Genomic DNA, 13,985 nt, shown 5'->3' on the forward strand with positions numbered 1-13,985 from the left:
CGGGGCCGGGGGATTTTTAAAAATCCCCCGGCCCCGATTGAAAATGCCCTGTCCCTTTTTAACAATTTAGCAGATTTCTGCTCCTGCGGGCATTTCTTTTTCCGGGGTTACAAGTGCCAGATTCCCGTCTGCGTCTTCCGCGCACAGCAACATTCCTTCTGACAATACGCCTGCCAGTTTGGCAGGTTTCAGGTTCGTCAGCACCATGACTTTTTTACCTACCATTTCTTCTGGTGTGTAATGAGCTTTGATGCCGGATACGATCTGTTTGATCTGGCTTCCTACTTTTACTTTAGAGCACAGCAGCTTTTTGGATTTTGGCACTGCTTCGCAGGCGATGATCTCTCCCACCTGGAACTGCATTTTTCCAAAGTCCTCAAAGGTTATCTCCGGCTTTGGCTCCAGGTCGATCACCGGGCCCTCTTCTTTGGCTTCTTCCACCGGCGGATGCAGCTCTTCCACTTTTTTCATCACTTCTTCAAGATCCAGTCTGGCGAAAAGGATTTCCGGCTTTTCTGTTACTTTTCCATCTCCAAGCTGGGCCAGGATCTTGTCTGCGGTTTCCGGCATATAAGGCGCCAGAAGTTTCGCCCCTGCTTTGATGCTCTCGATCAGGTTGTAGAGCACGGTCTCCAGCCGGTCTTTCTTTGCCTCATCTTTTGCCAGCGCCCAGGGCATGGTTTCGTCAATATATTTATTGCAGCGTTTAAACAGATTGAAGATCTCCGTCATGGCATCCGCCACCCGAAGCTCGTCCATTTTCCCGTCCACCGCTTCTGGGGTATGGGCTGCTACTGCTTTCAGATCTGCGTCCACATCTTCCGCCACGCCTTTGTCTGCCACAGTGCCGCCAAAATATTTATTTGCCATGGAAACGGTCCGGTTAACCAGATTTCCCAGCGTATTGGCAAGATCAGAGTTCATCCGCTCTACCATCAGCTCCCAGGTAATGACGCCGTCGTTCTCAAATGGCATCTCATGGAGTACGAAATACCGCACTGCGTCCACTCCGAAGAAATCTACCAATTCATCCGCGTACAGCACATTTCCTTTGGATTTGCTCATCTTGCCGTCTCCCTGCAGAAGCCAGGGATGTCCAAAAATCTGTTTGGGCAGCGGAAGATCCAGAGACATCAGGAAAATCGGCCAGTAAATAGTATGGAAACGGATGATGTCCTTGCCGATCAGATGCAGATCCGCCGGCCAGTTCTTCTCAAACAGTTCCGCGTTTTCTCCATCGCAGTTATATCCGATACCGGTAATGTAGTTGGTCAGCGCGTCCAGCCATACATAAACTACATGGCCCGGATCGAAGTCTACCGGTATACCCCATTTAAAGGAAGTTCTGGACACACACAGATCCTGCAGGCCCGGCAGCAGGAAATTGTTCATCATCTCATTTTTCCTGGATACGGGCTGAATGAATTCCGGATGAGTATTGATGTGCTCGATCAGCCGGTCCGCGTATTTACTCATTTTAAAGAAATATGCTTCCTCTCTGGCTGGCTGCACTTCCCGGCCGCAGTCGGGACATTTGCCGTCTACCAACTGAGATTCGGTGAAAAATGACTCGCAGGGAGTACAATACATTCCTTCATAATATCCCTTGTAAATGTCGCCTTTCTCGTACATTTTCTTGAAAATCTTCTGTACCTGGCGCTCATGGTCCTCGTCTGTGGTGCGGATAAATTTATCATAAGACGTATTCATAAGATCCCAGATCTGCTTGATCTCGCCGGCCACATTATCCACGAATTCTTTCGGTGTAACCCCGGCTTCCTGGGCTTTCAGCTCAATCTTCTGGCCATGCTCGTCTGTTCCTGTCTGGAAGAACACATCATACCCCTTGCTCCGTTTGTAACGGGCGATCGCATCCGCCAGCACGATCTCATAGGTGTTCCCGATATGGGGCTTGCCTGATGTATAAGCGATGGCTGTTGTAATATAATACTTTGGTTTTTCCATTTTGCAGCTCTCCTCCTTTGATCCAAATAAATTATGCCTAAAAAAGAAAAAACTCCGATTTTTCAAATGATTTGAAAAATCAGAGAAGACGGAATTTCCCGTGTTACCACTTCTTTTCATCTGGGCCTCACGGCACAGACCTTAGCGGGTGAATTTCACCCTGCCGCTATAAAGGGCGGACCCTTCGCAGCCTTGCAGACAGATTCCTCCGTGATTTTCTGCCACTCTCCGGATTATTTAAAATCTGCCATGTTCGGTGCGCCGCTTGGGAGCCATCTTCCGCCAGTCTCCATTCATCCCTCTCAGCAGCAGGCCTTTTGGCCTTCCAGGACTTCTCTGTAGAATATAAAAAGGCGTACTCTTTCCGTCATTGCATTTGCATATTTATTCGTGTTAAAAATCGTAGCATACCAAAGCCTGGCATGTCAAGGAAAAGTAGAGGATTCCTCCGCCTTCTGGCAGAACGGTTACTCATTTCCGCTCTTCCTTCTGCATATAAATAGAAAAAACGTCAGGAATCTCTATGTTCAAATCGTTAAAAAAACATTCCCGGCTCTTGGGGGTCATCCTGCTTGCCCTTTTTCTTTCTATTGCCGGCCTGCTTTTATTCCTGGGGCAGGATGCCAACCGGAGGTTTGAGGCCTACACGGAAGCTCTCTTCCGCCAGGAGGTGGCAAGCAATACGATTTCCCTCCACTATACGCTCCGGGATCCTTCTGCTTATGGCATCCAAGACACACCCATTTCTCTTGGAACCTGCAGCACAGACACGGAAGAAATCAGCGCCGCCGCTGAAAATGCCCTGGCCCTGCTCCATAGGCATAACCGCGAGAAACTATCGGAAGAAAACCGGCTGACCTATGACGTCCTGGAAAGTTATCTGGAACATTCTCTCCGGGAGTCTGCCTATGGACTGTATGAAGAACCTCTGGCTCCTCTAACGGGAACCCAGGCCCAGCTTCCTGTGCTGCTGTCAGAATATCAATTCTACGACACCACCGACGTAGATATCTATCTGCGGCTATTAACCCAGATGCCGGAATATTTCCAGTCGATTCTGGAATTTGAAACAGCCCGTTCTGAGCAGGGGCTTTTTATGTCTGCCTCCAGCGCGGATGACATTGTCACAGAATGTCAGGCGTTCATAGATTTGGGAAAAGACAACTATCTCTATTCCTCCTTCGAGGAACGATTAGAGCCGTTAGGTCTGACCGATGACCAGAAAAAAGCCTATTGTGACAAAAATGCAGAAATTATTGAAAGTTCTGTTTTCCCTGCTTATCAGACATTAAAAAAAGGCATTGCCGGCCTGCGCGGCGCCGGCAAAAATAGCTGCGGCCTGTGCCATTTTCCAGAAGGGGAAACGTATTATGAAGCTCTGGCCGCCTCTGAAACCGGTTCTGACCGGACGATCCCTGAACTTCAGGAACTGACCCAGCAGCAGATCGCCCAGGATCTGACGGACATCCAGGAGGCCCTTTCATCCCTTTCCGTGACGGAAGAGGGCGGCGTTTCTTCTGATTTATTCAAGACCCAGGGAAGCACCCTGTCCGACACCAATCCCAGTTCCATTCTCACTTTCCTGGAACAAAAGCTGGAGGGGGAGTTTCCTGATCCGCCCAAGGTAAACACTCAGGTCAAATACGTTCAGGAGTCTATGGAAGAATATTTAAGTCCGGCTTTCTATATGATTCCGGCGATCGATAACACTCAAGATAACGTGATTTATATTAACGCCGGGCATCTGCCTGACGATCTGTCTCTATTCACTACTCTGGCTCATGAGGGCTATCCAGGCCATTTGTATCAAACCGTCTATTTTGCCAGCCAGGATCCCGATCCTATCCGGAACCTGATAAATTTCGGCGGTTACACAGAAGGATGGGCTACCTATACAGAAATGATGAGTTACTATTATGCGCCTTTAGATCACAGCCAGGCGGTCCTTATGCAGAAAAACGCTTCCATTTTGCTGGGGCTTTACGCCCTGGCCGATATGGGGATCCACTACGATGGATGGAGTCTTCTGGATACCGTATCCTTCTTCCACAGTTATGGAATCACCGAAACCGATGTGATCGAGGATATCTATGAACTGCTCGTAGGCGATCCTGCCAATTATCTAAAATATTACATCGGATACGTAGAGTTCCTGGAGCTGAAAAAAGAAGCCATTCAAGAATGGGGCGATGACTTCAGCCAGAAACGGTTCCATAAAGCCGTGTTAGAAGTCGGGCCAGCACCCTTTGACGTGCTGCGGACATACGTGTTGGGGCCGGGGGATTTTTAAAAATCCCCCGGCCCCAATTAAAAATGCCCTGTCCCTTTTTGACTAAATCAGGAAGCTTTCCTGCTCGATTCCCTTCCCAGTGTCAAGAATCCGCCGTGCCAGACCAGACAGTTCTCCTGCCTCCAATTTTTCCAGCTTTTTCAGAGATTCTTTGGTCAAAGGCTCTGCGTATTCCTGATACTGGTTGAAGGTTTTCACATCCATCATGTATGGTTTCAGTTCTGGAAAGATTCTGTTTTTCATATACTGATAAATCCGTATCCCGCCGTAATCCAGATCTCCCGTGTGATAATAGGCGACCTCTTCTGTCCCCAGAACGTCCCTCAGTGCTTGCAGAAAATCTCTCTCCTTTGGCGAAAAATAACCATGGCTGAAGAAATATAAAGTATCTTCTTCGTAAGGCATTGACACAAAATTGGCTTTATTTTCTATGGTCATTACTCTTCTGATCGGCGCTTGTTCCGGCAGAATCCGGCTGTGTTTTAATGTTGCGCTGTTTAGCACCGTACCGTATCTAAATTTTGACAGGTCCAGTTCCTCTTCTTTTTCTTCTCCGCCAATGACAAGTTTAAGAGGCCCTTTCACTGCCAGCTCCTGAGCATATTCCTCGATCAGGAGCTGCGCCAGCACAGTTTTATCATCCATTCCCTCTTCAATTTCATCACAATATTTTCTGGCTGTAGACAATACGTGGGCCTGGGCTTCTTTTTCAAATTGTTTGGAATGATTCAAAAAACGTTTACTGAAGATCCGCTTGTAAATAGGTTCCTCCAAGACGTCAATCCCGCGGAAACATTTCAGATAAAGGTCCAATTTCTCCATTTCTCTTGGAAAATCGCCCCGCTCCAGCCTGGACAAAAGATACGTATAATAATCTCTGATCCAAGGTTTGGCAAACCCCTTCTCTATTTCTACAGTTATCTTCTGTATTCCGGCGTTTACCCGGTCCTGCTTTGTGCAGATCTTTTCCCCGCACATTTTCTCCAGCATTTGATAAAATTCCGGCAGACTTTCCAGCCGGAACGCGATCCTCTCCGCATCACTTCCCCGGATGATCCATTTTACATCGGTGATAAGCCCAGCCGCTTCCAATTCCTTGACTTCGTTGATCAGCTCTGTTTTTCCGCACTGGTCGTAATCCGACTGCTGGATCTTTATCGTTCGCCCTCCGCTGGCTCCTTCCCGCCAGTCATTTGCACTGTTTTCACATTTTTGAATGATCTTTTTTATCAAATACATCTCAAAAAATCCTCCATTTGGGACAGGGCTTTTTCAATTTGGGCCGGGGGATTTTTAAAAATCCCCCGGCCCCAACTCTTCGAATTCCTGAATCGAGATATGCCGTTTATCGGGATTTGCGTACACGAAGGTCTTATCTACATTCTCCAGATAGTTCTGGATCTTATCGTTGGTAGCGCTAATGATCGCCTGGAACCCCAGCCCCCGGATCAAGGATATACAGCTTGCCACTTTTTCTCCATCCATTTTGGAGAAGGCTTCATCCAGTACCACCAGCCGGATCGTTGGCTTCCGGTGTACTTTGGGCGACAAGTTGATCCGGTAGATCTGGGCGAAGCTTGCCAGCAGCGCCACGTACAGTGGATTCTGTCCCTCTCCCCCGGAGTTTTTCTTGATCATCTTCCCAAGTCCTATGGTCATATCTTTCTCACCCTGGATGATCTGCTGCATGTCAAAGGAAAGATAGGTCCGGTAGTCCGCGTATTTCTCCATATTCCGCTTTGCCTCTTCCATCTCTTCTTTCGACGCGTTTTCCGGCGGAATAAAAATCTGGATCAATTCGTTCATCATCTCGCCGTACTGCCCTTCATGTTCCATCGTAAACAGATTCATCTGGTGGTCCATCCGGTTCCCCAGCTCGGAAGGCTGGATCTGCAGGGCGTCATCCATGAACATTTTATAATACCTTCCGTCCGCCCCTTTATTTCTGCCGATCACAAACTGATACCGGTCTTTTCCAAAATCCAGCCGGCTTAGTATCCGGTTCAGTTCGTCTTTTCGCTGCAATGCCTCCCGGATGGCGCTGCGGATCTTGAAAATAAAATCGTCTTTGAAATGCTCTACCGCGGAACGGGCCTGCTCTTTGGCCGCCTCCCGGTATTCTTCCAGCTCCCCGCAGCTAAGATCTTCCAGCAGTTTATCGTAAGGCCCATTCTCCCGGATCGTGGTGGAAAACGTCCGGTTTGGATAACTGCGGATGTAGTTTCCACGCTCTTCCACCAACTGCCGGTAGGATTCCTCCTCCTTTTGCCGCAAACCTTCCAGCTCCGCCTGCTTCTGCTTCTTCAGGTATTCGTAATTCCTGGATTTCCGTGAGTTCAGATATTCCTGGAACTCTCCCTCCCACGTCTGTTCTCCATCTTCTTCCAGTTCTTTTTCTTTCCCGGCAAGCTGTTCCTCTGCCTCCAGGATCTCTTCCCTGAAATGTTTGATCGCTCCCCGGCTGCTCCAAATACTTTCTTGAAGTCTCTCTCCCAGTCCTTTCTTTTCTTCCTGCTGCCGCAATAGCTCCTTTTTGCGCTCTTCCCATTGATTGACGGAAACTTCCCTTAACTCTTCCATCTCCTGGATCAGCTTTTCTTTCCGTTTCCGTTTGCCGGACAGTTCTTTGCAGTCCGCCATCCAGCCCAGATAATCCTCCGCCGGCTGGGTCAGGCCCTCCAGTTCCATCAGCCGCCGCACTTCTTCCAGCAGCTCCTGGATGGGAAGCCTTTCCTCCTGCAGTTTTTCCCGCCGCTTTTCAAGCCGCCGGATCCGCTGGCGCATACTGGTCTCGCCAATATAAGCCCTGCTGGTATAATTCTCCGGGTTCATGTGCTGCAGACGGAATCCTGAATACAGCATACAATCCGGCGTCACGCCGATCTTCTGCTGCCGCAGTTCGCTGATGGTCTCACACTTGATCACATTTCCAAGCAGGAAATCTATATAGGCCCGCACGTAAGGCTCCCTGGCCTTCACTTCTTCGGCCAGCGCCCCTTCCCGGACTGTGTATTCCCCCTCTAAGACTTTCTCCGTATCCAGCACTGCCGCCCGGCAGAATTTCTTCCGATCCATATCCTGGTAAATGTCCATGGCCATCTTCGCATAGGCTGGTTCCACCACCAGCAGCAGTTTGTTATTGCCAAGATACCCTTCCACCGCGTTGTGCCACCGCTCGTCCCGGATATCCAGAAGGTCCGCCAGGATCTGCACATTCACAAATCTGCCGCAGTTCTCGTGGAGCCGGCGGCGCAGTTCATATCTGGCTTCTTCCAGCTCTCTGGGATATGCCTTGCTTCCCTTCTTAAGTTCCTCTAATTCTTCTTTTGTCTCTTTTTCTTCCCGCTTGATCCTTCGAAGGTCTCCGGCCGCTTCCTGACGCTGCTCCTCTAATTCCCTGCGGATCTCCTGAAGGCTTTCCTGGAGCCGTACAAGTTCCTCCGGAGAAATATTTCCCTGGACGAACTTCTTGATATCCCACAAGGTCTGGTTGGAAGGACTGTCTGTTTCCTTCCATGCCTCCAGCCGCCGGGCCGTCTGGTCCCACCGCCCTTTGCTGGTCTCCAGCCGCTGGATGGTCTCGTTCAATGCGGCAAGCTCCGTCTCCATCCGGGAATAACCGCTGTCCGCGATCTTCACCAGGATTTCCTCATACTCTTTCTGCAGCTCCTGCTGTTCCTGGGCAAGCTGTTCTAACTGCCTCTCCTGCTCTTTGGCTCCTTCTTCCCGGTTCTTCATTTTGTCCCTGCACTCTTGGATCTTCTCCGTCAACTGCAGGATTTCCAAACGGGTCACCTGATAAGCGCCGGACCTGGCCTCTCTTCCCATGGCTTCGTAGGCGTCATAAATTTCCCTGATTTTCCGCAGCTTCTCCACTTCTGCCAGGGTTTCCTCGATCCGGGCGCGCATCCTGCCGTACTGCATGACGCTTTCCTGCAGATCTTCAATGTGGATGTCCTGCTCCATGCAAATATATTCCTTGACGAATTCTTCCAGTTTAATGTTCATCCGGAAGGGAATGGCCCGCTTAAAAAGCCGGGGGAATTTCTCCATGTCCAGTCCGCCCAGATAAACGTCATAAAGCTGGCGGCGGAACCGCTCATTGCTGGGGCCGCAGTAATATCGCTCCGGCGGCAGCATCCGCTGGAAATATTCTTTTAATTCCGCCGTACTTAAAACCCGCTTTTCTCCCCGGTAATGGTTGTCCAAAATCCCGCCGGCATGCCAGAAGAAAAGCCGGCTCACCTCATTGGTCGCCGTCTCCACATCAAAGACCACGCCCACACATTCTTTCTCTCCGGTACCGCTGTGGGTGAATTCCAGCACAATGGTACTGGAGAAATTCTGATTCCGCAGATACTGGGATTCATTGTTGTCGCTGATATTGACCATGCCCCGCAGATATTCGATCAATGTCCGGTCAGAATCATCGGCGGCCGCCTTATTAAAGAATCCCCGCCCGTCAGTATTGGCATACAGCACGATCTGAAGGGCATCGATCACCGTGGATTTCCCGCTTCCTGAATGTCCGGTGAAGAAATTCACCCCTTCGCTGAAAGACAGAACCTTCCGGTTAATATAATGCCAGTTATTCAGGCAGATCTTCGATAGTATTTTGAATGGCTGTTTCGTCTCCACTTTGTTCCTCCTCGTTAAATGTATCCAAAAGCTGCCGGATGTCGTCTCCCTGCAGGACCGCGTGGATGCAGGGATAGATGACCAGCCTGGTATGCTCGTTCAATTCTTCCAGCACGTCCAGCGGCTCAATGATCTGGTATTTCTTCAGAAGCGCGATGGTCCGCCGCATCTCTGTAGGCGAGGGCAGGCTTTTCAGCACGCCGAAACTGCCTGCTTTGCCATTGACCGCTCCCAGCGTGGTGACCACATGGCTGCTGGAAGAGGCGGCGGCCATCTGTTCGTCATATAAGATCTTCATCACCAGAAGATAGATGGTCGTAAGCCTGGGCAGCTTCTCTCCCCAGAGCTGTTCTCCCTGGATGTAGAAAATCCCCATATGTACGTTTTCTCTCAGCTCGATCCCCGCCACGGCAAAGTACATCCTCAGAAACTCCAAATGTTTCGCGCAGGTCCGGTATTCTCTGGTATACTGCATCCGCCCGGCCCTGCGGTCAAATTTCCGTTCCAAAAGAAAAGTCTGGCGGTAAAGTGTCTGGATCACCTCCGTGATCTCTTCTTGTTCTTCCTGGGTCCGTTCTTCAAAATATTCTATCATAACCGTTTCCTCACAAATTTCAGCGCCGGATACCGGTAAGGTCCCTGCTGGATCATCTCCGGTTCCTCTTCCAGTATCATATACCGGCTGTCTCTTCTGGTACTGTAATCGTAGGCCAGGATCAACTTCTCGAAGCTTTCTTCATCGGAAATATCCACCTTGGCCGCATCCATGATCTCATCTGTCATATGTTCCTCGATAAACGCCTCGATCTGCTCTGTGCTGTATCGGGTATGGATCCGGTTCAGCCGCAGGATCGCCTCCTTGGAAAGGTCTTGTTCTTCTTCCTCCAAAGCCATCTGGCTGATAAAGTCCTTTCTGGGCTTCCGCCGTTTATAGAGAGACCTCTCAGATAGGATTTCCAGCAGAGACAGGTTGATCTTCTCCGAGGTCTTCTTGAGCAAAGCTTCTCCCCTGCCGCCTTGAGACATCTGATTTAAAAGCTGGACAACCAGCCCTCTGGTGTCTGACTCCTGGCTCAGCAGATAATTCAGCCGGGTGACCGTAGCCCGCACATACTTGGTGTGCTCCCGGTCCATGTTGGAGATCCTATGCTCAATGTCGTCAAACCCTCTCTCGATCTGGTCGAGAAGATCCAGCACATCTTCCTCCACATCCCCCATCATCCGGGAACGTTCCCGGACCAGCTCGATCCATTCCTCATCTTCCCGCATCTCCCGCAGACATTTTTTAATGTCCATCTTATAAATATAGAAGTTATCCGAGGTTTTCAAAATGTGGTACTTCTTGCGCACGATCTCTTCGACATAACCGTTCAGGTGTTCTTTTAACAGATCTCCGTAGAACTCCTGGTCCAGAAGCCGGCCAAAAAAGCGGTCCATATTGTGGAGCATATCCTGCAGCGCTTTATTGAGCCTTCTGGTATTGACAAGCGCCGTGCGCAGCATGCTTAAGTTCACTCTGGAATCGTTCCGGAAGGAAAACAACGTGCCGTAGACATTCTGGATATAAACTTCAGTTTCCTCCATCCCCTCCGAACTCAGCCGTTCAAAGGCGTTGATAAAAACCGCCGAGTAATCCGGGATCACAATGTTGGTCACCAGGGTGTGATAATCCTCGATCCGCTTTAACCAGCCGGTCTTCAGCAGCCAGTTTAAAATCCGGGATGCCGGCGTTTCCAGCATATCGAAATCGGTTTCTGTCTCCTCCCACTTCAGTTCGAACTGTTTCCTGACGTTCCGGTCGCTCAGTACCTGGATACAGGTTTCTTTGGTGAGAAAATAATTATTATATTGGTATTCTTCACTGATGCACAAAAGAGCGTCAATGTATGTCTCCCGGTTTATGGAACGAAACAAACTCCAGAATGTATCCGGGATCTCTTGGCGAAGCTGCATGTATGCTGTTCACTCCTATCCTTTTATCTGCGTGTTAAAATCTGTATATTAAAATCCTGCGTATTAATATCTATGTGTGTAAACCAGCTCGGTGATTCCATTATACGTTTGGGCGCGGAGCAATTGCAGCGGAATTTCTGCCGCCTCTCCTTCCAAATCCTCTTGAAACAAACGGATTCCGCCCCCTAAGATCATCGGGATCACCGAAATGTGATATTCGTCGATCAGGTCTGCTTTCACCAGGGGCTGGATAATGTCTGCTCCTCCGCAGATCCAGATATTTTTTCCCGGTTTCTCTTTCAGATCCCGGACCAGTTCCCGGGGCGGCTGATGGGTGAAAATGATCTGGTCTGCGGAAGGTATCTCCCTGTGGGTGACCACATAGCTTGTCAACCCTTCATATACCCATTCCTTTGGCGACAGCTCCGTCACGACTTGATGATAAGTCTTCCAGCCCATGACCACGGTATCAACATTTTTTATGAAAACCGAATAGGTATCCAGGACAGCGCCCTCCGGATCCTGGCCGCCAAGCCAAGACACCCCGCCATTTCGATCTCCAATATAGCCGTCCAGGCTCATAGCGATAAATAAAACAACCTTTCTCATACTGTTCCCTCTCCTGACCGCACCACTATTTTCACCGGTGTACAGGCCCCGTTATTGCACTTGCTTTCCGACACGCTGCATGCGGCAATTCCCAAACGCATATGCATATCCGCCCTCAAGATGATCTGATCTCCCGGCTTGGAAACAGGCGGCTCTACCGAGATCCTTCCGGCGCTGTACAGTTTCGTATGCATGAAGAGATTGACCGGCTGGATGATCGGCCTTGCTTCTCCCAGACTGTGGTTGATATTGTCAAGACAGTTGGGATGGTCCTTTCCATTTTCGTAGAAGAAGTCGTACATTTCCGGACGGCAGCAGGGATGCAGAAGGTCATGCTCCCCCACCTCATCATAGAGGATCTCAAACATTTTCCGGTAGCGGTTCGAGTAAATCCCATCTCCCACCTTCAAACGCAGGGATTCATTGCAGTCAATGGTGACTCCCGTGGACAGAAATTTGTCCAGGCAGTACCTCTATACAGATCCCGCTGCAGACATTTATGATATATTCTGCTTTCATCTACCTTCTCCCTTCCGGCTGTGTGTCTCTGCTCTGTCCATGCATAAATAATTCATCTACGGTGATTCCCAGCTCCTTTGCCAGTTGAAACGCAAGAGTCAGGGTGGGGTCGTATTTATTATTCTCGATGGCGTTCACCGTCTGCCGGACCACTCCGCAGCGTTTTGCCAGTTGTTCCTGAGAGAATCCCAGTTCTTTTCGCTTTTCCCGAATTTTATTTTCCATAGTAGTCCCCATATTGCTTTTTATAATAAAGCAGCATAGCGCCATAAATAATTGCTGCCAGCGTCAACAAATGTCAAATTCTTTTTACATTTCAACTGTAGATTAAAAAAAGAGAAATGTCAAGAACTTTTGACATTTTTCTCGGATCTTTTCCCGGAATCTTTCCTTATTCTCCCAAAATCGCCTTTCTATCCCCTGCAGTCACAGCCCGCCCAGCGCCACGCTGGCTATAAGTCCCCCGGCGGTTGCCAAAAGGGCCCCGGCCAGTGTGTACCTGCTCTTCGTAACTTTTGCCGTCATAAAGTAAACACTCATGGTATAAAAAATGGTCTCTGTGCAGCTCATACTGATGGACGCCACTTTCCCAATATAAGAATCCGTCCCATATTCCTTATAGAGATCCAGCAAAAGGCCGGCAGCTGCCGAGGACGAAAACATTTTTACCACGCTTAAGGGCACCAGCTCTGCCGGAAAGCCCAGAGGCTCCGTCAGACCTCCCGCGATCCTTGCCAGGAAATCCAGGAAGCCGGAAGCCCGCAGGATTCCCACCGCCACCATCAATCCCACCAGTGTGGGGATGAGTTTGATCACTGTGAAAAATCCACTTTTTGCTCCTGTGATGAACGTCTCATAAACTTCCACTTTCATCAAAAGTCCATAGCTGACAATCCCGAAGATCACTAAGGGAACGATCAGGTCGCTGACATACAATAAGATTTTCATTCCGCTCTCCCTTTTCTTTTTCAAAACCATACGATTCTATAAGTCTATAAGATCCTGGTTTTGACCTTGGTATCATTATATGTATGCCGCTTTCCCCTTATATCCCCCTTTTCTTTTATCTCTGTCAGCTTCTGCCGCCCTCTGCCTCACAGCGGATCAAGTATTTTAATTTCTTTTCGTCCGCCGTCTTCTCCTGCTGTCCCCGCCTGCTTTTTTCATATTTTCTCCGTCCCAGTTTTTCCCTGGTTTCCTCCAAGATAGATATCCTCTCCTTTCTGCGTTCTCCTTTCATCCATCCCCTTTTCTCCAGATAATCCAAACGATCCTTTCCATATTGGGTAAGAAACGCTTCTGCCAGCACTTCTTTTCTCACATCTAAAAGTACGCTTTTGGCAGGAATACAATCCAATGCCTGGAAGATTTCATCCGAGCCGTTTCCCGCGATCCGTCCCAGATACTGGAAATCCTTTTTCTTTCTTAAAATCCAGCCCATCATCTTGTCCGCCTCACAAGCAAAGCAGAGCTCCCATAAACGTTTTCTTCCCTCTTCCAATTCTATCGACTTCCTATATTTGTTTAAAATCACTTTCAAAAACAGTTTTTCCATTTTGCTTTCCGGAAAGGGAAAGATTCTTTCAGAAATTTCTTTTTCATATTTTAAAATATGCCGGAACATCTGCTCATCTTTGTACCGCAGTATCTTGCGGTAGACCCTGGTCCGTCTTTCTTCTGCCAGGATTCCTAAGATTCCCCTTTCCAGGAGATGGCAGGACAGCGTCTTCTGCTGGTGATCCAGCAGATATTCCAAAATCTTTGTCCAGTCTTCCTCCTTATCCTTCTTTTTTAAATCTCGCTTCTTTAGTAAAGGGATCTGTTTTCCCAGAAGATCGAGCCTCTTGTTTTCAATCATCTCTTCTATGCTTATCTGATTTTCCTTTGCTTTCATACGGATACCTCTGTAAGTAAATTTTGATATGGTTTGTTGGTTATCAGGTATCTTAATCCTCTTTTTTAAACAGAAGTTAAATTCAAACCATCCTTTTTTGAAATATCTGTGAATTCT

At 48.8% G+C, this 13,985-nt stretch carries 10 protein-coding genes and 1 pseudogene; 1 reads left to right on the forward strand and 10 read right to left on the reverse strand.

Translation table 11 applies throughout. The annotated features are described in order from the left end of the window. Nucleotides 1-66 precede the first annotated feature (66 nt). The gene (gene metG / locus FND36_16135; GenBank protein ID QDW75446.1) at nucleotides 67-2,085 is read right to left on the reverse strand and encodes a methionine--tRNA ligase; all 2,019 of its coding nucleotides are present in this window, start codon (nucleotides 2,083-2,085) and stop codon (nucleotides 67-69) included. A gap of 403 nt (nucleotides 2,086-2,488) precedes the next feature. Between metG and FND36_16140 the strand changes: the two genes are divergently transcribed. Continuing rightward, complete coding sequence (locus tag FND36_16140; protein ID QDW75447.1) at nucleotides 2,489-4,255, forward strand: DUF885 domain-containing protein; 1,767 nt, start codon at nucleotides 2,489-2,491, stop codon at nucleotides 4,253-4,255. A gap of 42 nt (nucleotides 4,256-4,297) precedes the next feature. Here FND36_16140 and FND36_16145 read toward each other — a convergent pair whose 3' ends face one another. The 9 genes and pseudogenes from FND36_16145 to FND36_16185 form a co-directional block, all read right to left on the reverse strand. Next, complete coding sequence (locus FND36_16145) at nucleotides 4,298-5,494, reverse strand: DUF2399 domain-containing protein (protein QDW75448.1); 1,197 nt, start codon at nucleotides 5,492-5,494, stop codon at nucleotides 4,298-4,300. Between the two features lie 54 nt (nucleotides 5,495-5,548). Further along, nucleotides 5,549-8,893 (reverse strand): AAA family ATPase, encoded by a 3,345-nt coding sequence (locus FND36_16150; GenBank protein ID QDW75449.1) that lies wholly within the window; start codon nucleotides 8,891-8,893, stop codon nucleotides 5,549-5,551. After that, a complete protein-coding gene (locus tag FND36_16155; GenBank protein QDW75450.1) occupies nucleotides 8,844-9,488 on the reverse strand; it encodes a DUF4194 domain-containing protein in 645 nt (214 codons plus the stop codon). The genes FND36_16150 and FND36_16155 overlap by 50 nt, the downstream gene beginning before the upstream one ends. Continuing rightward, complete coding sequence (locus FND36_16160) at nucleotides 9,485-10,846, reverse strand: hypothetical protein (GenBank protein QDW75451.1); 1,362 nt, start codon at nucleotides 10,844-10,846, stop codon at nucleotides 9,485-9,487. Before FND36_16160 ends, FND36_16155 begins: the two co-directional genes overlap by 4 nt. A 63-nt stretch (nucleotides 10,847-10,909) precedes the next feature. Further along, nucleotides 10,910-11,455 carry a dihydrofolate reductase gene (locus FND36_16165; GenBank protein QDW75452.1) on the reverse strand — a complete coding sequence of 182 codons (546 nt, stop codon included), beginning with the start codon at nucleotides 11,453-11,455 and terminating at the stop codon, nucleotides 10,910-10,912. Then, nucleotides 11,452-11,974 (reverse strand): annotated as a pseudogene (locus tag FND36_16170) (urea carboxylase-associated family protein). The gene FND36_16165 and the pseudogene FND36_16170 overlap by 4 nt, the downstream one beginning before the upstream one ends. Next, the gene (locus FND36_16175) at nucleotides 11,975-12,211 is read right to left on the reverse strand and encodes a helix-turn-helix transcriptional regulator (GenBank protein ID QDW75661.1); all 237 of its coding nucleotides are present in this window, start codon (nucleotides 12,209-12,211) and stop codon (nucleotides 11,975-11,977) included. A 189-nt stretch (nucleotides 12,212-12,400) separates the two neighbouring features. Further along, nucleotides 12,401-12,922, reverse strand: a complete 522-nt coding sequence (locus FND36_16180; GenBank protein QDW75453.1) for a spore maturation protein — start codon at nucleotides 12,920-12,922, stop codon at nucleotides 12,401-12,403. Between the two features lie 124 nt (nucleotides 12,923-13,046). Continuing rightward, the gene (locus FND36_16185; protein ID QDW75454.1) at nucleotides 13,047-13,868 is read right to left on the reverse strand and encodes a hypothetical protein; all 822 of its coding nucleotides are present in this window, start codon (nucleotides 13,866-13,868) and stop codon (nucleotides 13,047-13,049) included. Nucleotides 13,869-13,985: the final 117 nt, after the last annotated feature.

Source organism: Lachnospiraceae bacterium KGMB03038 (assembly GCA_007361935.1).
Taxonomy (GTDB): Bacteria; Bacillota; Clostridia; order Lachnospirales; family Lachnospiraceae; genus Massilistercora.

What these genes read in the sequence shown, in the direction of transcription:
- FND36_16175 (QDW75661.1), bottom strand. Translation starts at nt 12,211, where the DNA reads ATGGGGACTACTATGGAAAATAAAATTCGGGAAAAGCGAAAAGAACTG.
- FND36_16155 (QDW75450.1), bottom strand. Translation starts at nt 9,488, where the DNA reads ATGATAGAATATTTTGAAGAACGGACCCAGGAAGAACAAGAAGAGATC.
- FND36_16145 (QDW75448.1), bottom strand. Translation starts at nt 5,494, where the DNA reads ATGTATTTGATAAAAAAGATCATTCAAAAATGTGAAAACAGTGCAAAT.
- FND36_16160 (QDW75451.1), bottom strand. Translation starts at nt 10,846, where the DNA reads ATGCAGCTTCGCCAAGAGATCCCGGATACATTCTGGAGTTTGTTTCGT.
- metG (QDW75446.1), bottom strand. Translation starts at nt 2,085, where the DNA reads ATGAAAAGAAGTGGTAACACGGGAAATTCCGTCTTCTCTGATTTTTCA.
- FND36_16185 (QDW75454.1), bottom strand. Translation starts at nt 13,868, where the DNA reads ATGAAAGCAAAGGAAAATCAGATAAGCATAGAAGAGATGATTGAAAAC.
- FND36_16140 (QDW75447.1), top strand. Translation starts at nt 2,489, where the DNA reads ATGTTCAAATCGTTAAAAAAACATTCCCGGCTCTTGGGGGTCATCCTG.
- FND36_16180 (QDW75453.1), bottom strand. Translation starts at nt 12,922, where the DNA reads ATGAAAATCTTATTGTATGTCAGCGACCTGATCGTTCCCTTAGTGATC.
- FND36_16165 (QDW75452.1), bottom strand. Translation starts at nt 11,455, where the DNA reads ATGAGAAAGGTTGTTTTATTTATCGCTATGAGCCTGGACGGCTATATT.